17 protein-coding genes and 1 riboswitch are annotated in these 22,880 nt (G+C 65.7%); of the genes, 12 read left to right on the forward strand and 5 right to left on the reverse strand.

Annotated features, from left to right (window positions below; all coding sequences use genetic code 11):
- Positions 1 to 94: 94 nt before the first annotated feature.
- Positions 95 to 1,264 (reverse strand): DNA topoisomerase IB, encoded by a 1,170-nt coding sequence (locus AABA86_RS23945; protein WP_212243160.1) that lies wholly within the window; start codon positions 1,262 to 1,264, stop codon positions 95 to 97.
- Positions 1,265 to 1,666: 402 nt separating this feature from the next.
- On the opposite strand from AABA86_RS23945, the gene acs reads away from it, so the two are divergent.
- On the forward strand, positions 1,667 to 3,613 hold the full coding sequence (acs, locus tag AABA86_RS23950; protein WP_212243161.1) for an acetate--CoA ligase: 1,947 nt from the start codon (positions 1,667 to 1,669) through the stop codon (positions 3,611 to 3,613).
- 435 nt (positions 3,614 to 4,048) lie between these two features.
- On the forward strand, positions 4,049 to 4,564 hold the full coding sequence (locus tag AABA86_RS23955) for a L,D-transpeptidase (protein WP_212243162.1): 516 nt from the start codon (positions 4,049 to 4,051) through the stop codon (positions 4,562 to 4,564).
- A 56-nt stretch (positions 4,565 to 4,620) separates the two neighbouring features.
- Here the strand turns inward: AABA86_RS23955 and AABA86_RS23960 are convergent, their stop codons facing one another.
- Positions 4,621 to 5,211 carry a thermonuclease family protein gene (locus tag AABA86_RS23960; protein WP_212243172.1) on the reverse strand — a complete coding sequence of 197 codons (591 nt, stop codon included), beginning with the start codon at positions 5,209 to 5,211 and terminating at the stop codon, positions 4,621 to 4,623.
- Between the two features lie 379 nt (positions 5,212 to 5,590).
- On the opposite strand from AABA86_RS23960, the gene AABA86_RS23965 reads away from it, so the two are divergent.
- From AABA86_RS23965 to cysC, 4 genes are all read left to right on the forward strand, one after another.
- Positions 5,591 to 7,129, forward strand: coding sequence for a methyl-accepting chemotaxis protein (locus AABA86_RS23965; RefSeq protein WP_246549932.1), 1,539 nt, complete (start codon positions 5,591 to 5,593; stop codon positions 7,127 to 7,129).
- A gap of 156 nt (positions 7,130 to 7,285) precedes the next feature.
- Entirely contained in the window at positions 7,286 to 8,305 is a 1,020-nt protein-coding gene (locus AABA86_RS23970) for a sulfotransferase family protein (RefSeq protein ID WP_338308666.1), read from the forward strand.
- A 5-nt stretch (positions 8,306 to 8,310) separates the two neighbouring features.
- Positions 8,311 to 9,273 (forward strand): sulfate adenylyltransferase subunit CysD, encoded by a 963-nt coding sequence (cysD, locus tag AABA86_RS23975; RefSeq protein WP_338308667.1) that lies wholly within the window; start codon positions 8,311 to 8,313, stop codon positions 9,271 to 9,273.
- Entirely contained in the window at positions 9,273 to 11,168 is a 1,896-nt protein-coding gene (gene cysC, locus AABA86_RS23980) for an adenylyl-sulfate kinase (protein ID WP_338308668.1), read from the forward strand. Before cysD ends, cysC begins: the two co-directional genes overlap by 1 nt.
- Positions 11,169 to 11,204: 36 nt before the next feature.
- Here the strand turns inward: cysC and AABA86_RS23985 are convergent, their stop codons facing one another.
- Positions 11,205 to 11,414 (reverse strand): DUF1674 domain-containing protein, encoded by a 210-nt coding sequence (locus tag AABA86_RS23985; RefSeq protein WP_212243183.1) that lies wholly within the window; start codon positions 11,412 to 11,414, stop codon positions 11,205 to 11,207.
- Between the two features lie 189 nt (positions 11,415 to 11,603).
- Here AABA86_RS23985 and AABA86_RS23990 point away from each other — a divergent pair, with 189 nt between their 5' ends.
- The 3 genes from AABA86_RS23990 (at position 11,604) to purH (ending at position 16,583) form a co-directional block, all read left to right on the forward strand.
- Positions 11,604 to 12,950 (forward strand): RsmB/NOP family class I SAM-dependent RNA methyltransferase, encoded by a 1,347-nt coding sequence (locus AABA86_RS23990; protein ID WP_212243185.1) that lies wholly within the window; start codon positions 11,604 to 11,606, stop codon positions 12,948 to 12,950.
- Positions 12,951 to 13,107: 157 nt separating this feature from the next.
- Positions 13,108 to 14,826 carry a heparinase II/III family protein gene (locus AABA86_RS23995; RefSeq protein WP_212243187.1) on the forward strand — a complete coding sequence of 573 codons (1,719 nt, stop codon included), beginning with the start codon at positions 13,108 to 13,110 and terminating at the stop codon, positions 14,824 to 14,826.
- Positions 14,827 to 14,884: 58 nt separating this feature from the next.
- A riboswitch (ZMP/ZTP riboswitch) is annotated at positions 14,885 to 14,966 on the forward strand.
- A 24-nt stretch (positions 14,967 to 14,990) separates the two neighbouring features.
- On the forward strand, positions 14,991 to 16,583 hold the full coding sequence (purH, locus tag AABA86_RS24000; RefSeq protein ID WP_338308669.1) for a bifunctional phosphoribosylaminoimidazolecarboxamide formyltransferase/IMP cyclohydrolase: 1,593 nt from the start codon (positions 14,991 to 14,993) through the stop codon (positions 16,581 to 16,583).
- 124 nt (positions 16,584 to 16,707) lie between these two features.
- On the opposite strand, the gene AABA86_RS24005 is transcribed toward purH, so the two are convergent.
- Positions 16,708 to 18,093, reverse strand: coding sequence for an MFS transporter (locus AABA86_RS24005; protein ID WP_338308670.1), 1,386 nt, complete (start codon positions 18,091 to 18,093; stop codon positions 16,708 to 16,710).
- Between the two features lie 100 nt (positions 18,094 to 18,193).
- Between AABA86_RS24005 and ggt the strand changes: the two genes are divergently transcribed.
- Positions 18,194 to 19,945 (forward strand): gamma-glutamyltransferase, encoded by a 1,752-nt coding sequence (ggt, locus tag AABA86_RS24010; protein ID WP_338308671.1) that lies wholly within the window; start codon positions 18,194 to 18,196, stop codon positions 19,943 to 19,945.
- Positions 19,946 to 20,044: 99 nt separating this feature from the next.
- Positions 20,045 to 21,340, forward strand: coding sequence for an MFS transporter (locus tag AABA86_RS24015; RefSeq protein ID WP_338308672.1), 1,296 nt, complete (start codon positions 20,045 to 20,047; stop codon positions 21,338 to 21,340).
- A 98-nt stretch (positions 21,341 to 21,438) separates the two neighbouring features.
- Here the strand turns inward: AABA86_RS24015 and AABA86_RS24020 are convergent, their stop codons facing one another.
- On the reverse strand, positions 21,439 to 22,104 hold the full coding sequence (locus AABA86_RS24020) for a glutathione S-transferase family protein (RefSeq protein WP_063198664.1): 666 nt from the start codon (positions 22,102 to 22,104) through the stop codon (positions 21,439 to 21,441).
- A 161-nt stretch (positions 22,105 to 22,265) separates the two neighbouring features.
- Here AABA86_RS24020 and AABA86_RS24025 point away from each other — a divergent pair, with 161 nt between their 5' ends.
- The gene (locus AABA86_RS24025) at positions 22,266 to 22,862 is read left to right on the forward strand and encodes a DUF2239 family protein (protein ID WP_338308673.1); all 597 of its coding nucleotides are present in this window, start codon (positions 22,266 to 22,268) and stop codon (positions 22,860 to 22,862) included.
- Positions 22,863 to 22,880 lie beyond the last annotated feature (18 nt).

Below are 22,880 nucleotides of genomic sequence, written 5' to 3' on the forward strand. Positions count from 1 at the left end.
GGGTGGGCAAAGGCGCACTTGCGCCGTGCCCACCATCATTCACCATGAGCAAATGGTGGGCACGCTTCGCTTTGCCCACGCTACGGCAGTGTCGTTACACCGCGGCTGTCGCCACCACCTGCGCCAGAAGCTGCTCGCGCCTCGCCTGCGAGCGCTGGCCCTTCATGGTCGCGGCGAAGCGTTCGAGGATGCCGTCCTCGAACGCGGTGACGATGGTGTCGTGGACGTAGCTCTTGCGGCAGATCGCCGGCGTGTTGGAGAGCTTGTCGGCTGCGGCGCGGATCGCGTCCAGCACCTGCTTCTTGCGGCCGCGCTGGCTGGTCGCCGGCGTGATCCGCGACAGCGATTCCACGACGACAGCAGAGGCCATCAGCGTACGGAAATCCTTCAGCGAGATCTTGATGCCGGCGATCTCACGCAAGAACGCGTTCACCTGCGTGGTGTTGACCGCGCGCACGATGCCGTAGGCATCGCGATACTGGAACATGCGCTTGCCGGGGACGCCCTGCAAAATGCCGATGGCACGCACGAGCTTGGCCGCGTCGCACTCCTTGCGCACCGCCTTGCCGCCCTTCGCCTTGAAGGTCAGCACGAAGCTGTCGTCCTCCAGCGTGACGTTCGACTTCAGCAGCGTGGTGGCGCCGCGGGTGCCGTTGAGGCGGGCATAGGATTCGTTGCCGGGACGGATCGCGGTGCGCGCGATCAGCTCGATCACGGCCGAGAGCGCGAATTCACGCGTCGCCTCGTCGCCCGACAGGAACGCCGAGACCTTGCGCCGGATCTTTGGCAGCGCGCCGACGAGCTTTTCCAGACGATGCGCCTTGCGGTGCTCGCGGACCTTCTCCCAATCGGCGTGATAGCGATATTGCAGCCGGCCCGCGGCATCGCGGCCCACGGCCTGGAGATGCAAGCTCGGATCGGCCGAGTAGCGCACCTCGCGATAGGCCGGCGGCACCGCCATGGCGTGCAGCCGGCGGATGGTGCGGGCGTCGCGGATGTGTGCGCCGTTGGGACGGACGAAGGAATAGCCCTTGCCGCGCTTGACGCGGCGGATGGTCAGCTCGTTCTGGTCGCCGAGCCGCAGGCCGAGCTCCTTGGCGAGCGCCTCGACCGTCGCCGCAGGCGCCGTGTCGAAGGTCTTCTTCGGGCTCGGACGCCTGAAAGGGGCCGATTTCGGCCATTGTCCGAGGGCCTTTGCCAGTGCAATGGCCGCGGGATCGGCTGAAGCGGGCCGTATCGTCCCGAGATTCTGCTGATCCATCATAGCCTTATGCCTTAGCCCTGTCTGTTGTCGGTCAATGCCGGTGTTCTGATTTTTGTTCCGAAGGGTCTCTTGGGACCCGGGGTGGCCATTTAGGGTGTTCCGAACCGTATTGCGAGTCCCGAATCAGTGAAAGGTGGTTTCTAAATACCGCTGGGGATGCATGAGGACGCTGCGCCACCCGGTTCCGCACCTTCGAGGAGAGCCTCCGAAAGCCGCCCGCCGGCTTGTTTCAGATCTGCGACAGTCGCAGCAGGCGGCCTTGATCCTCCGCATGGCCGGCGGCCCGCCGAAGGTCCAGCTTGTGCTCCTTGTCGGGCCCGGTTAGCCCGACGCATAATCAGTCAATGATCAAGTCGGCTCGCCGGTCACCAGCGTTCGGCCTGCCGTATGTGGAGGGAAAGCATGTCCGAGAAGATCTACGACGTCCCCGCGGAATGGGCGAAGCGCGCCTGGGTCGACCAGGCCAAGTACAAGGAAATGTACGCTCGCTCGATCTCGGACCCGAACGGTTTCTGGGCGGAGCAGGCCAAGCGCATCGACTGGATGCATGCGCCGACCAGAATCGAGAACGTCTCCTTCGCACCCGGCAACATCTCGATCAAATGGTTCGAGGACGGCATCCTCAACGTCGCCTACAACTGCATCGACCGGCATCTGCATACGCGCGGCAACCAGACCGCGATCATCTGGGAAGGCGACGATCCCTCGCAGTCCAAGCACATCACCTACAAGGAGCTGCACGACGAGGTCTGCCGGATGGCCAACATCCTGCGCACCCGCAACGTCAAGAAGGGCGACCGCGTCACCATCTACCTGCCGATGATTCCGGAAGCGGCCTATGCGATGCTCGCCTGCGCGCGCATCGGCGCGATCCACTCCGTGGTGTTCGCGGGCTTCTCGCCGGACAGCCTCGCCCAGCGCATCAATGACTGCAAATCCAAGATCATCATCACCGCGGACGAAGGCCTGCGCGGCGGCAAGAAGGTGCCGCTGAAGGCCAACGTCGACGCCGCGCTCGCCAAGGCCGACGACGTCGACTGGGTCGTGGTGGTCAAGCGCACCGGCGGCAAGATCGACATGAACCCGACGCGCGACCTCTGGTATCACGAGGCGGCGGCGATGGTGACGACGGAATGCCCGGTCGAGCACATGCACGCCGAGGACCCGCTGTTCATCCTCTACACCTCAGGCTCGACCGGCCAGCCCAAGGGCGTGCTGCACACCTCCGCCGGCTATCTCGTGTTCGCCTCGATGACGCATCAATACGTCTTCGACTATCACGACGGCGACATCTACTGGTGCACCGCCGACGTCGGCTGGGTCACCGGCCACAGCTACATTCTCTATGGGCCGCTGGCGAACGGCGCGACCACACTGATGTTCGAAGGCGTGCCGAATTACCCGGATAATTCCAGGTTCTGGAGCGTCATCGACAAGCACAAGGTCAACATCTTCTACACCGCGCCGACCGCGATCCGCGCGCTGATGCAGGGCGGCGATGAGCCGGTGAAGAAGACCTCGCGCGCCTCGCTCCGCCTGCTCGGCTCGGTCGGCGAGCCGATCAATCCGGAAGCGTGGGAGTGGTATCACCGCGTCGTCGGCGACGATCGCTGCCCGATCGTCGACACCTGGTGGCAGACCGAGACCGGCGGCATCCTGATCACGCCGCTGCCGGGCGCGACCAAGCTCAAGCCGGGCTCGGCGACGCAGCCGTTCTTCGGCGTGGTGCCTGAGATCGTCGACGCCGACGGCAAGGTTCTGGACGGCGAGACCTCGGGCAATCTCTGCCTGACGCGGTCCTGGCCCGGCCAGATGCGCACGGTCTACGGCGACCATGCCCGCTTCGAGCAGACCTATTTCTCGACCTACAAGGGCAAGTACTTCACCGGCGACGGCTGCCGCCGCGATGCCGACGGCTATTACTGGATCACCGGCCGCGTCGACGACGTCATCAACGTCTCGGGCCATCGCATGGGCACCGCGGAAGTCGAGAGCGCGCTGGTGGCGCATGAGAAAGTCTCGGAGGCTGCCGTGGTCGGCTTCCCGCACGACATCAAGGGCCAGGGCATCTACGCCTATGTCACCCTGATGGCCGGCATCGAGCCGACCGAGGACCTGCGCAAGGAGCTCGTCACCTGGGTGCGCAAGGAGATCGGCCCGATCGCTTCCCCGGACCAGATCCAGTTTGCGCCGGGCCTGCCCAAGACCCGCTCCGGCAAGATCATGCGCCGCATCCTGCGCAAAATCGCCGAGGACGAGCCGGGCAGCCTGGGCGATACCTCGACGCTGGCCGATCCCGCCGTGGTCGATGATCTCGTCAGGAACCGGCAGAACAAGAAGTCGGCGTAAGCTTGCTCTTGTGCCCCGGACGCAGCGCAGCGCGCACGTCGCGTTGCGCTGCTGAGCCGGGGCCCATCCATCCCAGCGCAAAGAACTGGGTCCTCCCGGCTCTGCGTCGCGGCGCGACGCGCCGCGCCTTGTCCGGGACACGAGACCGCGTTTGTCGTCGAGCCTCCGGTAAACAACAGCCGTTCACATCCTCACGCACTCGTCAGCGCGCGTGCCGGTGCGGCCGCATCTTTCCCGCCGAGTGTTGTTTTCAGGTCATTTACTTTATTTCGAACATTTCCTTTGTTCCCCCTGCTGGCTGGCCCTTGGCGGCCGTGCGCGGAAACCAACCGGTTAACGGGCGCGGTTAAGAATGTCCCTGACAAGGACTTGGCAAGCTGGCGATTGCCGGTGCTGCGTAATTTTGGACGATCCGTTCGGGCTAGGGGAAAATCGATGTCGATAAGGATTGCGGCGGCACTGGCCGCCACCATCGGGGCAGGGGTCTTGATGTCGACGGCGGTGCAGGCGCGGCCGGAAATGGTGGGGGCGCATCTGGCCGACTATTCGCCGGGCACCATCGTGGTCAAAACCAGCGAGCGGCGGCTCTATCTCATCCTCGATAACGGCCACGCCGTGCGCTATCCGGTCGGCGTCGGCAAGTCCGGCAAGCAGTGGGCCGGCACCACCCGCATCGACGGGAAATATCGCAACCCGGCCTGGGCACCGCCGGCCGAGGTCAAGCGTGACAAGCCGAGCATTCCCGACATGATTCCGGGCGGCTCGCCGCGCAACCCGATGGGCGTTGCGGCGATGACGCTGGCCGGCGGCGAATACGCCATCCACGGCACCAACGTGCCGGGCTCGATCGGCGGCTTCGTCTCCTATGGCTGCATCCGCATGCTCAACGACGACATCACCGATCTCTATGGCCGCGTCTCCGTCGGCACCACGGTGGTCGTGACGCGCTGATCGCCGGGATCAAGGCAAGACAGGAAAAGGCCGCGTCCCCGGACGCGGCTTTTTTGTTACCAGAAGCGCCAGCTGCGCGCGCACCAGCCGTCGCGGTGGCCGCCATTGTAGCTTCGCGCAAAACCGCCGGCGAGCAACGCCGCCGAAACGCTCGCAGTCCGCCGGGTCGCGACGTCGGCGAGAACGCGGCCGTATTTGTCGGGGCCGAGATTGGTGATCGTCACGCCGCCCTGGCCGAGCAGATCGCGCAATGCGCGCGCCGCGGCTTCCGCCTTGTCCTGCTCGTCCTGGCAGGACGCTTTCATCTCGGGCGCGTCGATGCCGCGCAACCGAACACGCACGACGAGATCGCGGCCGTCGCGCTGACGAACACGCGCGAGAAAGGTGTCGCCGTCGATGGTGCGAATGACGTCGACCGGCTCGCGAACATCGGGATGGCCCGCCTGCTCGAGAACGATCTCGGCATTCCGCGTGCGGTCGCCATCGGTGTCCGGAACAAGCCAGCTCATTCCATGGCGAAAGGTGAGCACGACGGCCAGCACGATGCCCACCACGAACATCCACGGCAATAAACCGGAGAAGAGTCGGCTGAACGGCGAGCCGCCGAATCGCGGCCGATAGGCATTGGGTCGATCCTGGAAGCGCATGACCTCACGCTAGGACAGAGTCGGGGGGAACTCAAAGCACGGGCGCGCACATAGCGGAACCAGATCCACTGGCAAGCGTGCAGGAAAATTCCATCGTCGAATATGTCAGCCGTAGTTCTACTGGAGATCCGCGAATATTTCCCAAATCTCAATCATTGGTTGCGAATACCTGTTATACGGCAGCGCGAGGGAGATTGCGGTGGGGTCATTCAGGTTTCGCATTGGGACAAAGCTGGGTATCGTCACGGGCGTGAGCATCGTGCTGGTCTGCGGCATGCTGACCAACCAGATGCTCGGCAACCGGTCGATTGCCGAATCCAATCGCCTCGTCACGATCAACTATCTCAACAAAGGCAATGCGCAAGCGGCGCAGACGGCGATGGCGCGGGCCCAGCTCGCAGCTCTCGAGATCGGTTCCGCCTCGTCAGCCGGAGAGGTTGACAAGCTCCTCGAGAGTCTCCGTGCGCGCGCAGGCGAAGCCGGTGCGGAAATCGACGCGGCGACCGACCGGGCGACCCGCAAGGTCACCCAGGATGCCTATCGTGAGACCAAGAAATTCGTCGATGCGTATCTGGCCAGTGGCGTTGAACTGGCGGGGGCGCAAAAGACCGTCATTGGCGCCCCCTCTGGCGGCGCCAGGACTGCGGCAGAGTCGACGAAGGCCAGCATTCTCGCAGAGCGTATGCGTCCGGCCGCCCTGGAAGTCAGCAAACGGATCGACGATCTGGTCGGCGTTGCCAACGAATTCGCCGCGCGCCGCAAGGGCGAGATGCTGGCCGAACTGGACCGCGTTGCCAACTTCGCATTGATCGTCGGCGTCTTCGTCGTTCTGACCTTGATCGGGTCCGCCGTCTTTTCCGTGTCGAACATTGCCCGGCCGATCCGGCGCATCGGCGACGTGCTTCTCCAGCTCGCCGGCGGCAACAAGGCGATCGAGATTCCCTACACGCGTCGTAGCGATGAAGTCGGCGACAACGCTCGCGCGGCTCAGACCTTCAAGGAAAACCTGATCCGTATCGAGCAGATGGAGGCCGAGCAGAAGAATCAGGAAGCCGCTGCGGCTGCGCAGCGCAAGGAAGAGATGGCCCAGCTCGCCGGCGTGTTCGAAGCCGCGGTCGGGGGCATCATCGACTCCGTGTCAGCAGCCTCCCAACAGCTCGAGGCAGCCGCCGGTACGTTGTCGGGAACCGCAGAAGAGACTCAGCAGCTCTCCGGAATGGTCGCGGCGGCCTCGGAGGAAGCGTCCACCAATGTCGGAGCGGTCGCGTCCGCCGCCGAGGAAATGAGCACCTCGGTCGTCGAGATCGGCCGCCAGGTCCACGATTCCAGCCGCATCGCCAGCGAAGCGGTCAGGCAGGCCGAGCGCACCGACGTCCGGATCAATGAACTGCTCAAGGCGGCGGGCCGAATTGGCGACGTCGTCAAGTTGATCACTGCGATTGCCGAACAGACCAACCTCCTGGCGCTGAACGCAACGATCGAGGCGGCGCGCGCCGGCGAATCCGGCCGCGGCTTTGCAGTCGTGGCGAGCGAGGTGAAAGCACTCGCGGCGCAAACCGCGCGAGCGACCGAAGAGATCAGCGCGCAGATTGCCGGCATGCAATCGGCAACCGAGGACTCCGTCGGAGCGATCAAGGAAATCGGCGCGACCATCGCCCGCATTTCAGACATTTCGTCGACCATTGCCGCGACGATCGAAGAACAGGGTGCGGCGACGGCCGAGATTGCGCGCAACGTCAGCGAAGCCGCCAAGGGAACCGTCGAAGTCGCGGACAAGATCGCCCAGGTCAGTCATGGCGCGAGCGCGACCGGCGCAGCGTCGGGGCAGGTGTTGGCATCGGCGCGCTCACTGTCGGGCGAAAGCAGCCTCTTGAAGACGGAAGTCGAGAAGTTCCTCAACACCGTGCGCGCGGCATGAAACTGCATAGCGGCGACGAGCATATCATCGATGCTCGTTGCACACGGACAGCGCCTCCGGGATTCCCCGGAATTGTCCGGCGGTGTCGGCAACTGTAGGTTGGAAATGATCCAACGAGCAATCGCTCGTGGAACTCCCTGCAGCGAGTCCCCCGACATGAACATCGACGCAATTTCAGCCGATTCGCTCGAACGAATGGCCGACCTCGTTCGGCAGCAACACGGTTCCCTCGACACCAAGCTGCTGTCCCCAGTGGGCGAATTCCAGACCAGAGCCGTCACGCTCGCGACGTTGATGCGTGAAGTGACGGACTGCCTCGCCGAGGATTTCCAGCATCGCCCGGCGCAGGACTTTCCGATGCTCTATTTTGCATGCGGCAAGGCCAGGGTCGGATCGACCGCCCTCAGCAATCTGTTCGGCATGACCGGCATGCCTTCATATTATCAACCGCTGAAGGCGATCCTGCGCGAAGCGCTCGTCGGCCGTCCGCTGACGCCCTGGGTCATCCCCTCGGCGAGCGACGAGCCGCACATCTTCAGCAAGGAAACGATCGGGCCCTACGTGCTCGCCGAGAGCTTGTTCAATCCGCTGCAGCTCCTGGTCGACGCAGGCTATCCGCGGCACCGTCTGCATCTCATCATGCTCGATCGCGAGCCGGCGAGTTCGCTGGCGTCATGGCTCGAGAAGCTGATTTCGCGCGCGCCCGAAGATACATTGCTGCGGCACTATGTCGTCGCCGCACTCAGCGCGGCCCGCGTCGCAAGTTACGCCCAGCAACAAGGCGTTCCCGTCACGCACTACGTCTACGAGGTGAGCAAGGAGGCGTTGTCGTCGGTGCGCGTCTTGTTCGACCGCCTCGGCCTTTCGAGCAGCTTTACCGAGAATGCCGTGACGTCATGGCGGGAACCGGGAGGCGTGCAGGCAAACAACGCGCGCGTCATCTTCCCGAGCGAAGCGACGATCTACAAGGTGCCCAATCTGCACACCTCCGATAGCGCCTATCGCTACCAGCGCCGCGCGACGGGCTCGGTGAGCGAAGCCCAGCTGGAGATCCTGGAGCGCTGCGGCGTCAATGACGCCTATCGAGCTTCGGTCGCGGCGTGCGTCCGCGATCTCGGTCTGAATGCAGCAATTTCGGCGCATCTGTTCGGCGACTGGTTCGCTGAGGCCGCGTGATCCGCATGCTGGACAATCCCACGAGCGGCGAATCCGCCCTCCTTGAAAGAACCGGCCGCGAGCAGCTTCACGCCGCCGGCCATCTTCGGCGCCTGGAGGCGGAAAGCATCCACATCCTGCGGGAGACGGCGGCCGAATTCCGCAAGCCGGTCATGCTGTATTCGATCGGCAAGGACTCCTCGGTGCTGCTGCATCTGGCGATGAAGGCCTTTCATCCCGGCAAGCCGCCGTTTCCGCTGCTGCACGTCGACACGACGTGGAAGTTCCGCGAGATGATCGCGTTTCGCGACCGCCGCGCGCGCGAACTCGGCATCGACCTGATCGTCCATACCAACAATAACGGCTTGAGCCAGGGCATCGACCCCTTCACCCACGGCTCGGCCCGCTACACCGACGTCATGAAGACGCAGGCGTTGCGACAGGCGCTGGACCTCCACGGCTTCGACGCCGCGATCGGAGGCGCGCGGCGCGACGAGGAGAAATCGCGCGCCAAGGAGCGCGTGTTCTCGCACCGGAGCACGGCGCATCGATGGGATCCGAAGAACCAGCGGCCCGAGCTGTGGAGCCTGTACAACACGATGCTCGCGCCCGGCGAGAGCATGCGGGTGTTTCCGCTGTCGAACTGGACCGAGCTCGACGTCTGGGACTACATCCTGCTCGAGGACATCCCGATCGTTCCGCTCTATCTGGCCGCCTCGCGCCCGGTGGTCGAGCGCGACGGCGCGCTGATCATGGTGGACGACGAACGGATGCCGCTGCATGCAGGCGAAGAGCCACGATGGCGCTCCGTCAGGTTTCGCACCCTGGGCTGCTATCCGCTCAGCGGCGCCACGGTCTCGACCGCGGCAACGCTGCCCGAGATCGTGCGCGAGATGATGGCCTCGCGCACCTCCGAGCGGCAGGGACGCATGATCGACCGGGACAGTCCCGCATCGATGGAGCGCAAGAAAGCGGAAGGCTATTTCTGATGTCCTATCACGAGGCCCCCACGATCGCGGCCGCCGATGCGCCGCGGCTGGATCAGGACGACCGTCCGACGCTGCGTTTCGTCACCTGCGGCAGCGTCGACGACGGCAAGAGCACGCTGGTCGGCCGGCTGCTCTACGATTCCAAGACGCTGCTCGACGACCAGCTCGACGCGCTGGCGTCCGAGAGCCGGACGGTCGGCACCACCGGCGGCGATTTCGATTTCGCGCTGCTGGTCGACGGCTTGCAGGCCGAGCGCGAGCAGGGCATCACGATCGACGTCGCCTACCGCTTCTTCGCCACCAAGCTGCGCCGCTTCATCGTCGCCGACACGCCGGGACATGCGCAGTACACCCGCAACATGGCGACCGGCGCCTCCAACGCCGATCTCGCCGTGGTGCTGGTCGATGCCCGCAAGGGTGTGATCACGCAGACGCGGCGCCACAGCCACATCCTGTCGCTGCTGGGTATCCGTCACGTCGTGCTCGCCGTGAACAAGATGGACCTGATCGGATTCGACGGGGATCGCTTTGCGGCGATCACTGCCGAATATCTGACCATGGCCGGGCAGCTCGGGATCTCGCAGGTCCAGTGCATTCCGGTCGTGGCGCCCGACGGCGACAACATCGTCGCCGCCAGCGCGCGGATGCCCTGGTACACTGGGCCGACCGTCACGGCCTATCTGGAATCGGTCGATGTTTCCGGGGATGTCTCGCAGCGGCCGTTCCGGCTGCCGGTGCAATGGGTCAACCGGCCGCATGCGGAGTTTCGCGGCTTCTGCGGGCGGATCGCCAGCGGAACGATCACGACCGGCGAGAGCATCGTCGTGCAGCCCTCGGGCCGCCACACGCGCGTCGCGCGCATTCTCACGCCCGGCGGCGAGCGCGATCGGGCGGCGGCGGGCGAATCGGTCACGCTCACATTGAACGACGAGATCGACGTCAGTCGCGGTGACGTGCTGACGGCGGGGCCCGCGCCGCAGGTCTCGGATCAGCTTGCCGCTCACCTCGTCTGGTTCGATGACGAGGCCATGGTCGCGGGCCGGCGCTATCTGCTCAAATGCGGCGCGGCCTCGACCGGCGCGGTGATCACGACGCTCAAGCACCGCATCGCCATCGACACCATGGCGCATGAAGACGCTGCCACGCTCGACGCCAACCAGATCGGCTACGCCCATCTCAGCCTCGACCGGGCGCTGGTGTTCGAGGCCTATCGCGACGACCGCGACATGGGCAGCTTCATTCTCGTCGATCCGATCAGCCACCGCACCGCCGCCGCGGGAATGATCGACCTTTCGCTCCGCCGCGCCACCAATATTCATTGGCAGCGGCTTGCCGTCGACAAATCGGTGCGGGCGCGGTTGAAGCAGCAGCGACCCTGCGTGCTCTGGTTCACAGGCCTGAGCGGGGCCGGTAAATCGACGATCGCCGATCTCGTCGACCGCAGGCTTGCCGAACTCGGACGCCACGCCGCGCTGCTCGACGGCGACAATCTCCGCCACGGCATCAACCGCGACCTCGGCTTTTCCAATGCGGACAGGGCGGAGAACGTCCGGCGCGCCGCGGAAATCGCCGCACTGTTCGTCGATGCCGGCATGATCGCGCTGGTCGCGTTGATCTCACCATTCCGCAGCGAGCGCGAACTGGCGCGCCAGCGGGTCGAGGCAGGCGAGTTCATCGAGATCCATGTCGCGACCCCGCTCGCCGAATGCGAGCATCGCGATCCCAAGGGGCTCTATCGCAAGGCACGGGCGGGAGAGCTGCCGGCGTTCACCGGCATCGATCAGCCCTACGAGATGCCGCAGGCGCCGGAGATCACCATCGACACGTCGGACCTGTCGAGCGACGCGGCCTGCGAGCGCATCATCCGTTATCTCAGGGACAATCACTATCTGTAGTGGCGGGCGTGGACGCCTTCCCGGATCGGCGATCGCTCAGAAGTCGGAGGCGATGCCCTTGCGCTCCCAGTCGCCGTAGCGGGTCGGCTCGGGTCCCTTGGGCCCCTGCAACTCCTTCGGCGCCGCCTTGCCGGCCTCTTGGGCCTGCACGGTCGCGGCCTGCCGGCGCGCCTCGGCTTCGGCCAGCGCGCGCTGGGCTGCCGGCGTGAGCTGCTTGCGGTCGGGAACGGGAGGCTGGTCACTCATCGCCAGGCTTTCTAGCGCAGGACGAGCCGCAACGCGATGTCCAATAACGCATTCCTGAAATCGGCCCGGAAGGGCTGAAAAAGCCGGAAGCGATTCTTACATTTGGCATATTCGCGTGCCAGAGATCGCCTTCTCAAGGCATGCGCCCATTGCGGCGGAACTGCCGCTCGCTCAGAACCTTGCTTCCGCATGCCATCTCAACGTTTTGCCCCTCCGTCCGAAGTGCCCGGTCTCGCGGCGCGACGGATCGCCGCCGACATCGTCGACGGCGTGCTGCACAAGCACCGTACGCTCGACGACCAACTCGACGGCAGCGGCGCCCATCCCGGATTGAAGACGCTGGCCGACCGCGACCGCGCGCTGATGCGGCGCCTGGTCGCCACCGTGCTGCGCCGGCTCGGCACGCTCGGCCATGTGCTGTCCCGCCTGCTCGACAAGGGCATCCCCTCCGAAGCACCGCGCGCGCAGAGCGCGCTCCTGATCGGCGCGGCACAGATCCTCTGGATGGACGTGCCGGACCACGCGGCCGTCGACCTCTCCGTTCGCCTGGTGCAATCCGACCGGCGCGCCGCGCGCTATGCCGGCCTCGTCAATGCCGTGCTGCGCCGCTGCGCGCGCGAGGGTACGGCGCTGGTCGAAGAGGTCGCCGCGCAATCGCTGGACCTGCCGCCATGGCTGCTCGCGCGCTGGAGCGCGCATTATGGCGAAGCAACCGCAAGGGAGATGGCGCTCGCACTCGGCCACGAACCCTCGCTCGATCTCACCGTGAAGTCCGATGCCGCGCAATGGGCGAGCCGCCTGCACGGCGAGACGCTTCCGACCGGAACGGTGCGGATGCTGCTGCACGGCTCGGTGACCATGCTGCCCGGCTTCGCCGAGGGACAATGGTGGGTGCAGGACGCCGCCGCCGCGCTGCCGGCCCGGCTGTTCGGCGACGTCAAGGGCAAGTCCATTGCCGATCTCTGCGCCGCCCCCGGCGGCAAGACCGCACAACTGGCGCATGCCGGCGCGCATGTCACGGCGATCGACCGCTCGCCGGCCCGGGTGACGCGGCTGCGTGAAAACCTGGCGCGGCTGTCGCTCCAGGCCGAGACCGTCGTCGCTGACGCCGTGGAATGGGCCGGCCCTGCCGAAGGCTTCGACGGTATTTTGATCGATGCGCCCTGCACATCGACCGGCACGATCCGCCGTCATCCCGATGTGGCGTGGCTGCGGCAGGAATCCGATGTCACCGCCATGACCGTGCTCCAGCAGCGACTGCTGCGAAAATCGGTGTCGTTGCTCAAGCCGGGCGGCACGCTGGTCTACTGCACCTGCTCGCTGGAACCCGAAGAGGGCGAGCAGGCCGTGGCAACGCTGCTGGCGAACGAGCCTGCGCTTCGCCGCGTCCCGATCGAGGCCGCGGAGGTCGCGGGCCTGGACGAAATCATCACAGGGGACGGCGATCTGCGTACCCTGCCCAGCCATCTGCCGAACGCCGATCCCAAGCTCGGCGGGCTCGACGGATTTTTCGCGACCCGGCTCGTTAAATCCTGATTTTGCACCGGATTTTGCGACCGCGACGCTGATTCGCACACGTTCAAGGTGGTGTCAGACGTCCGATTTTGGGATTAATAGGGATTCGTCGGAATCCTCTCCCCCTTCAAGGCAAAGCGTGTCGGTCGCTCAACGCAGACGTATCTCGACGCTGGTCATGAACCGCTTCGCGCGGAACATGCTCGCGCGCGCGAGCGGCGGTTCCGTTGCGCTATCGCGGGTCTGGCCCGGCCGCACCGATCGGCTGATCATCGCGCCGCACGATCTGCGCACCGCGGATGCCACCCGCGCCGCCGAAATCTATGCCGGCCGCTTCGTCTTCGCCGGCAAGATCGTCAATTGCCACGGCCGTTCGATCTTCGATCTCGATCCGCCGTCGGAGGATTGGGAGGTTGCGCTACTCGGCTTCGGCTGGCTGCGCCATTTGCGCGCCGCCGACACTGCGCTGACACGGGCGAATGCGCGCGCGCTGATCGAGGACTGGATCGCCAACCCCGCCAACAAGCGCCGCCCGGTCGCGCGCCGCGCCGATGTGCTGGCCCGGCGCGTGATCTCGCTGCTGTCGCAGGCGCCGCTGGTGCTGGGCGAGACCGACAACAAGTTCTACCGCCGTTACCTGCGCGCCCTCGCGCGCGAGATCCGCTTCCTGCGCTACACCATGGTCAACATTCCAGACGGGGTGCCGAAGCTCCAGGTGCTGATCGCGCTGTGCTATGCGGCCTTGTGCCTCGCCAACCAGGCGGGCCAGATTCGCAGCGCGTCGAAAAAGCTGTCGGACGAATTGCAGCGGCAGATCCTGCCCGACGGCGGACACATCTCGCGCAATCCGGGCGCGCTGATCGAACTCCTGATCGACCTGCTGCCGCTGCGGCAGACCTTTGCTGCGCGCAACATCGCGCCACCGCCGGCGCTGCTCAACGCGATCGACCGCATGATGCCGATGCTGCGCTTCTTCCGGCACGGCGACGGCAATTTCGCGCTGTTCAACGGCATGAGCGCGACGTCCTCGGACCTGCTCGCCACGCTGCTCGCCTATGACGACACCCACGGCGCGCCGATGGCGAACATGCCGCATACCGGCTTTCAGCGCCTCGATGCCGGCCAGACCACTGTGATCATCGACACCGGCCCGCCGCCGCCGGCCGGCGTCAGTCACGACGCCCATGCCGGCTGCCTGTCGTTCGAACTGTCCTCCGGCATCAGCCGCATCGTCACCAATTGCGGCATGCCGACCACGGGCCGCGACAATTGGCGGCCGTTCGCTCGCGGCACGGCGGCGCATTCGACGCTGACCTATCACGACACCTCGTCATGCCAGTTCGTGGAGATGTCGGCGATGAAGCGGCTCTTGCACGGCTCGCCGGTCACGAGCGGGCCGGTCGAGGTCGAGAGCTATCGCGAGATCGTGCAGAACGGCACGCTGCTCACGACGTCGCATGACGGCTATCTCGCCAAATTCGGCGCGATCCACCGCCGCGTGCTGATGATCGCCAATGACGGCGCGCGCATCGACGGCGAGGACACGCTGTCGCCGCCGCAGGGCGGACGCTTCAAGGGCGCGGATGCCGATTTCGCGCTGCGCTTCCATCTGCATCCGGCGGTGAAGGCGAGCCGGCTGTCGGATGCGCGCGGCGTCATGCTGGTGCTGCCGAACCGCGATGTCTGGACCTTCGAGGCGCTCGACGACAAGGTCGACCTCGAGGACAGCGTGTTCCTGGCCGGCAATGACGGGCCGCGCCGCACCGCCCAGATCGTGATCCGGCAGGACGCGCGGCAGGCGCCCTCGATCCGCTGGAGCTTTGTCCGCTCCACGGCATCGCCGACCGTCACCAATGCCCGCCGCAACGCCCGGCGCGAACCGGAACTTCCGCTGTAAACGCGCGGTTTCGGCCCGATCTGATCGTTGTGAAGCACGCCGAAAACTGCTATCGAGCCCTCGCTCGCGCGACTGGCGACCTTGGATGGAGCACCATCGGGAAGCGCGGGACATAGAAGCCGCGCGCCTGGGCATAGACACTCCCTGAACAGAGGATCTTGCTCATGACTGACCATCCCCGCCGCGTCACCCGCGCCCTGCTCTCCGTTTCCGACAAGACCGGCCTGATCGAATTCGCAAAGGCGCTCGCCGCGCATGATGTCGAGCTGGTTTCGACCGGCGGCACCGCCAAGGCGATCGCCGCGGCCGGCCTCAAGGTGAAGGACGTTTCCGACCTCACCGGCTTCCCCGAGATGATGGACGGCCGCGTCAAGACGCTGCATCCGAAGGTACATGGCGGCCTGCTCGCGATCCGCGACAACAAGGAACATGTGGACGCGATGAAGGCGCACGGCATCGCGCCGATCGATCTTTTGGTCGTCAATCTCTATCCGTTCGAGGCGACGGTCGACAAAGGCGCCGGCTTCGAGGATTGCATCGAGAACATCGACATCGGCGGCCCCGCGATGATCCGCGCCGCCGCCAAGAACCATGACGACGTCGCCGTCGTCGTCGAGGCAGATGACTACAAGGCGGTGCTCGACGAGCTCGCCGCCAACAAGGGCGCGACCACGCTGAAACTGCGTCGCCGCCTTGCCGCGAAGGCCTATGCGCGTACCGGCGCTTACGATGCCGCGATCTCGAACTGGTTCAATCGCCAGCTCGAGATCGACGCGCCCGACTTCCGCGCCTTCGGCGGCAAGCTGATCCAGTCGCTGCGTTACGGCGAGAACCCGCACCAGACCGCGGCGTTCTACGCGACGCCCGACAAGCGTCCGGGCGTCTCCACCGCGCGGCAGCTCCAGGGCAAGGAGCTCTCCTACAACAACATCAACGACACCGATGCCGCCTATGAGTGCATCGGCGAGTTCGACGCCAAGCGCACCGCAGCCTGCGTCATCGTCAAGCACGCCAACCCCTGCGGCGTCGCGGAGGGATCAAACCTCGTCGAAGCCTATCGCAGGGCGCTGGCCTGCGATTCCACCTCGGCCTTCGGCGGCATCATCGCGATGAATCGTCCGCTGGACGCAGATACGGCCCGCGAGATCACAAAAATCTTCACCGAGGTGATCATCGCGCCCGACGCCACCGAGGAAGCGATCGCCATCATCGGCGGCAAGAAGAACCTGCGCCTGCTGCTCGCCGGCAGCCTGCCCGACCCCCGCGCGCCCGGCCTCACCGCCAAGACCGTGGCCGGCGGCCTGCTGGTGCAGAGCCGCGACAACGCCGTGGTCGACGACATGACGTTCAAGATCGTGACCAAGCGCGCACCCACGGACGCCGAGATGCGCGACCTCAAGTTCGCGTTCCGGGTGGCAAAACACGTCAAGTCCAACACCATCATCTACGCCAAGGACCTCGCCACCGTCGGCATCGGCGCCGGCCAGATGAGCCGGGTGGATTCAGCGCGGATCGCGGCGCGCAAGGCCCAGGATGCGGCGAACGAGCTGAAGCTCGCCGAGCCGCTCACCAGGGGGTCGGTGGTGGCGTCTGATGCGTTCTTCCCGTTCGCCGACGGCATGCTCGCCTGCATCGAGGCTGGCGCCACCGCGGTGGTGCAGCCCGGCGGCTCGATGCGCGACGACGAGGTGATCAAAGCCGCCGACGAGCACGGCATCGCCATGGTGTTCACGGGCACGCGGCACTTCAGGCACTGAGCTCACCGTCATTCCGGGGCGCGCCACTTGGCGCGAGCCCGGAATCCATTTCTCCGCGTGACACGCTGCACGATAGATTCCGGGCTCGCGCTTCGCGCGCCCCGGAATGACAGGGAATTGCGGTCTAATCCCGCACCCGCATCAACAGTCCCAGCCCGGCGACGAAGAACACCACCAGCACGGCCATGCCGGCCTTCTGGCTTGCGGTCACCGCCGTGATCATGCCGATCAAGAGCGGTCCGATGAAGGACGTCACCTTCCCGGTCAGCGCGAACAGGCCGAAATACTGCGCGATGCGGTCTTTCGGTGCGAGGTGGATCAGCAGCGTGCGCGAGGCCGCCTGGAGTGGACCCCCGGCCGCGCCGATGAGGCAGCCGAGCACGAGATAGGCGCGCTCGGCCGCGCTCGAGAACAAGGGAGCGTCTGCTTGCGGCGGCGCGACCTTGATGAACAACACACTGTCCTTGTCGACCAGGAGAATTGCCGCCACGGACAGCAGCAGCACGAGCATGCTGCCGGCGATGACGCGCTTCGGCCCGAGACGATCATCCAGCTTGCCGCCGAACCATGCGCCAAATGCGCCGGCAATCGCGAGCATGATGCCGAAGGTTCCGATCTGAATTGTGTGCCAGCCGAAGGTGCCCGCGGCATAGATGCCGCCAAAGGCGAACAGCGACACCAGACCATCCGTATAGATCATATTGGCGAGCAGAAATGCCGCCAGCGATCCCTGCTGCGGCAGGCTTCTGATCGATTGCCTCAGCTCCGACAGCCCCTCACGCAACGCCTCGCGCACCGGGCGCTTCGCCGGATAATCCGGCGTGAACAGGAACAACGGTGTCACGAACACGATGAACCACAGTCCGGTCAGCGGCCCCACGATGCGATCGCCCTGATGGCTGACCGGATCGAGCCCGAACAGCGGCGTTAAGCCGAGTAATGTGCGGCCGGTCTGCGGATTGGCCGCGAGGAAGCCGAGCACGATGATCAGGCTGACGATTCCGCCGACATAGCCGGTGGCCCAGCCGGTGCCGGAGAGCCGTCCGATTCGCTCCGGCGGCACCAGCGTCGGCATCATCGCATTGTTGAAGAGGGTAGCGAATTCCGCGCCGACGCTGGCGAGCGCGACTGCGGTGAGCAGGGGCGGAATGATGGAGGGATCGCCGGGCTTGCCGATCCATAGCGTGCAGGATGCAACCACCAGCAGCGCACCGAAGCCCGCGATCCACGGCTTCCGGCGGCCCGAGGCGTCCGCGATGGCGCCCAGCACCGGCGACATCAACGCGATCGCAAGGCCCGCGGCCGCCATCGCAAATCCCCACAGCGATTGGCCGGTAGCGGGGTTTGGCGCAATGCTGGTGGCGAAATAGGGCGCGAACACGAAGGTCGTGATCAGCGTGAAATAGGGCTGCGCGGCCCAGTCGAAAAAGATCCAGCTGACGACGGCAGCGCGCGGCGGATAGGTCCGCGACACGCCGGCCATGCGCGCATCCTGGGCGATCGTCGTCATCACGCAGTCCTCATCACGAACAGTTTTGCCTCTCTCTGGGCAAACCGTATAGCATTGCAGCGAGGCGTGTGAACTGGTTCGAAGCCACGGCGAAAGCCTGATGATATCGTCATATTCGACAAGGCGGACATTTTTCGCCTTCATAGCCACTCTGGCCTTTGGTCTGTCGCCGGCAGCCGCCCAGGATGCGCGACGGGCCTATGTCCCGGCCGCGCCTGACACGGTACGCGCCGTCGCCGCCGAGCACGGCATGGTCGTCGCGCAGGAGAAGATATCTGCGCAGATCGGTGCCGATATCCTGCGGAGCGGTGGCAATGCGGTCGATGCTGCCGTCGCGACCGGCTTTGCGATGGCCGTGACCTATCCGCGTGCCGGCAATATCGGCGGCGGCGGCTTCATGGTGATCCATTCCGCGGACCGCAACGAAGACATCACGATCGATTACCGCGAGACGGCGCCGGCGGCGACCACGCCGCGGATCTTCCTCGGTGCCGACGGCAAGCCCGATATTGCGAAGTCGCGGGATTCCGCGCTCGGCGTCGGCGTGCCCGGCACGGTTGCGGGCCTCGCCCTGGCATTGGAGAGATACGGCTCGGGGCAATTCACGCTGGCGCGATTGCTGGCGCCCGCGATCGCGCTCGCCCGCGACGGCTTCGCCGTCAGCGACGACATTGCCGACACCATGCCGGGCTGGCACCGGCGGCTGGCACGCTGGCCGTCTTCGGCCAAGATCTTCTCGCGGCCCGATGGCACTCCGCTGAGCGAAGGCGACAGGCTGGTGCAGGGCGATCTCGCTGAAACGCTGTCGGCCGTCGCTGCACAGGGGCCACGCGGCTTCTATGAGGGACCGGTCGCGGAAAAAATCGCCAAAGCCGTGACCGACGCGGGCGGCATCATGACGCCAGCCGATTTGAAGGCCTATCAGGCCGTAATCCGCGCACCGATGCGCGGCACCTATCGCGGCTACGACATCGTGTCGATGCCGCTGCCTTCGTCGGGCGGCGTCGTGCTGGTGGAGACGCTCAACATCCTCGAGGGCTTTCAGCTTGCCGATTCGAAGCAGGGCTCACCGGCGTCGCTGCATCTCCTGATCGAGGCCATGAAGCGCGCCTATGCGGATCGCGCGCGCTATCTCGGCGATCCCGCCTTCGTCAACGCGCCGATCGAGACGCTCGTCGCGAAGGACTACGCCGCCAAGCTCCGCTCCGGCATCTCCGCCGAACGCGCCACGCCGTCGAAGGAGCTCGTTTCCACGGCTCCCTCGCCGCGCGAAGGCAGCAACACCACGCATTTCTCCGTCGTCGATTCCAGCGGAAACGCCGTCAGCAACACCTATACGCTGAACTTCAGCTACGGCGTCGGCCTTGTTGCCGACGGCACCGGCGTGCTGCTCAACAACGAACTCGACGATTTCACCGCCGCAATCGGCGCCTCCAATGCCTACGGTCTGGTCGGCTTCGAGGCCAATCTGCCCGGCCCCGGCAAGCGGCCGCTGTCGTCGATGTCGCCGACCATCGTGCTGAAGGACGGCAAGCCGGTGCTGGTGACGGGCTCGCCCGGCGGCAGCCGCATCATTTCCAGCGTGCTGCAGGTCATCGTCAACGTGCTCGACTACAAGATGGATGTTGCGGCAGCCGTCGCCGCGCCACGGCTGCATCACCAATGGTTGCCGGATGAAGTGCGTGTCGAGGGCGGCTTTCCCAGCGATGTTCTGGGCGAGCTGAAGGCGATGGGCCACTTCATCGTCGAGCCGATGGGGCAGACGTCGGCCAATTCGATTGTCGTGACGCCGAACGGACCGCTCGGCGCGCCCGATCCCCGCACGCGGGGCGCAGAAGCAGCGGGGCAGTAACGACGCCATTTGCATGGCACGGGAGCGCGGATCCGCTAGCTCTCGCTGCCACGCGTGTTACCAAAGCGCAGCTTTCAAGAAACTGCCGGGGAAACGCACATGACGACGACCGATCCGAACCAGCGCATCGAGCGCGCGGAGATCGAAGACACCAGCCTTCTTGCCTTCTATCGCGACATGAACGTCGCCGAGCGCCGGACGTTCTGGGCGTGCGCGGCGGGCTGGGCGCTCGACGGCATGGACTTCATGATCTATCCGCTGGTGATCGGCACCATCATCGCGCTGTGGAAGGTCGATGCCGCCTCGGCTGGCCTTGCCGGCACGGTGACGCTGCTCGCCTCCGCGATCGGCGGCTGGCTCGGCGGCTATCTCTCCGACCATATCGGGCGGGTGAGGACGCTCCAGATCACCATCATCTGGTTCTCGTTCTTCTCGCTGGTCTGCGCCGTCGTGCAGAATTTCGACCAGCTCCTGATTGCACGTGCCGTGCTCGGCCTCGGCTTCGGCGGCGAATGGGCGGCGGGCGCCGTGCTGATGGGCGAGGCGATCCGGCCGCAATATCGCGGGCGCGCGGTCGGCTCGGTGCAGTCGGGCTGGGCGGTCGGCTGGGGCCTCGCAGTACTGTCGCAAGCGATCCTGTTCTCGGTCTTGCCGGCGGAGACGGCATGGCGCTGGATGTTCGTGATCGGCGCGCTGCCGGCGCTTCTGGTGTTCTACATCCGCCGCTCCGTCACCGAGCCGGAGATCGCGGCAGAGGCCCGCGCCAGGCAGGCCGCGAGCGGCGATCGCCCGGCGATCTGGGAGATCTTCTCCGGCCCGATCCTGAAGACCACGATCCTGGCATCGCTGATGGCAACGGGCTGCCAGGGCGGCTACTACGCCGTCACGTTCTGGGTGCCGCAATTCCTGACCAAGGAGCGGCATCTTTCGATCGTCGGCTCGACCGGCTATCTGTCGACGCTGATCATCGGCTCCTTCATCGGCTATCTCACCGGCGCCTGGCTTGCCGACCGGATCGGGCGGCGCAACCTGTTCCTGATCTTCTCGATCGGCGCCATGGCGGTGGTGCTGCTCTATACGCAGCTGCCGCTCACCAACGAGATCCTCTGGCTGCTCGGTTTCCCGCTCGGCTTCTTCGCCTCGGGCTATTTCTCCGGCATCGGCGCGTTCCTGACCGAGCTCTATCCGACGCGGCTGCGCGGCTCAGGCCAGGGCTTTTGCTACAATTTCGGCCGCGGCATCGGCGCGCTGTTTCCGTTCCTCGTCGGCGCGCTGTCGGCGTCGACCTCGCTTGCGAATGCGATCGCGATCTTCCCGGTGGTCGCTTACGCGCTGTTCTTCATCGCCGCCTTCGCGCTGCCGGAAACACGGGGGCGCGTGCTGCACGCGCACTGATTGTTACTGTCATCCCGGAGCGGCTCGCAGAAGCCGAACCCGGGATCTCGAGATTCCGGGTTCGCCCTTCAGGCGCCCCGGAATGACGATGAAGAGAACTACCGCCCCACCTGATACGGTCCGCCCTTCTCCAGCGCGCGCGCATAAGCCGGCCGCGCGTGGATGCGCTCGAGGAATGCCATCGCCTTGGGATGGCCCTGCTCGAGCCCGCCGCGCGCTTGCGCCGCTTCCAGCGGGAAGCTCATCTGGATGTCGGCGGCGGTGAACTCGTTGCCGGCGAACCACTCGCTCTTCGCAAGCTCGCCTTCCCAGTAATCCATGTGTTGCTTGAGCTGCGGATTGACCAGCGTGGTCAGCGCCTGGTTCGAGACCTTGCGCACCAGCGGACGAAGCAGCGCGGGTGCGCGCTTCGGCATCAGCGTGAACAGCAGCTTCAACAGCAGCGGCTGCATCGCAGACCCTTCGGCATAATGCAGCCAATAGGTGAAGCGCAGCCGCTCCGGCGTGTTCGGCGGCGGGATCAGCCGGCCGTTGCCATAGGTTGCCACGAGATATTCGATGATCGCGCCCGACTCGGCGATGGTGTTGCCGTTGTCGGTGATGACCGGCGATTTGCCGAGCGGGTGGATGGCGCGCAGCTCCTTCGGCGCCCGCATGTCCGGCTGGCGCTGATAGCGCACGATCTCGTAGGGCACGCCCAACTCCTCGAGCAGCCACAGCACGCGCTGCGAGCGGGAATTGTTGAGGTGGTGAACGGTCAGCATCGGCGAGGTCCCCGGGGCTAGGCGTGGTGGCTGGGCGTGGTCGTCGGCCGCGTACCTGCCAGCCCGGGACCGCAATGTCGAGCCGTCCGGACCGATATTTTCACCCGGGTATATTGACGTCAACAATTTACCCGGGTATTAAATGGCCCAACGTCGTCAAAATGGCAGCGATTCCAATGCAGAAGATTTTCACCGCTTTCCAGGGGCAGCGCCGCCTGGTCTCCGGGCCGGCAGGCGAGGTCGCGCTGGTCGTCAAGCGGGTGGCGACGCGGCCAGACGAGCCCATCATCATCTTCGAGGACGGCACGGGCAGATCGATCGACTTCGATCTGCGCGGCGGCGATCGCGAGGTGCTGGCGCGCCTGGCCAAGCTTGTCCCGCCGCCGGTCGAGGAGAGCACGCCACCGAGCGAGCCGCGCGGGCGCGGCCGGCCGAAGCTCGGCGTGGTCGCGCGCGAGGTGACGCTGTTGCCACGGCACTGGGAGTGGCTCGGCGCGCAGCCGGGAGGTGCCTCGGTCGCATTGCGAAAACTCGTCGACGAGGCCAGGCGCGCCAGCGGCGACAAGGACCGCGAGCGGCAGGCCCGCGATGCGGCCTATCACTTCATGTCGACCATGGCGGGCAATTTACCGCAGTTCGAGGAAGCCTCGCGCGCATTGTTTGCCGATGACCGGCGACGCTTCACCGGACTGATCGCGGACTGGCCGACCGATATTCGCGACCACATCGTCAAGCTCGCCTACAGCGACCGCGCTTAAAGCGCGCCGCTCTTCACA

Source organism: Bradyrhizobium sp. TM233 (genome assembly GCF_036247965.1).
Classification (GTDB): Bacteria; Pseudomonadota; Alphaproteobacteria; order Rhizobiales; family Xanthobacteraceae; genus Bradyrhizobium; species Bradyrhizobium ottawaense.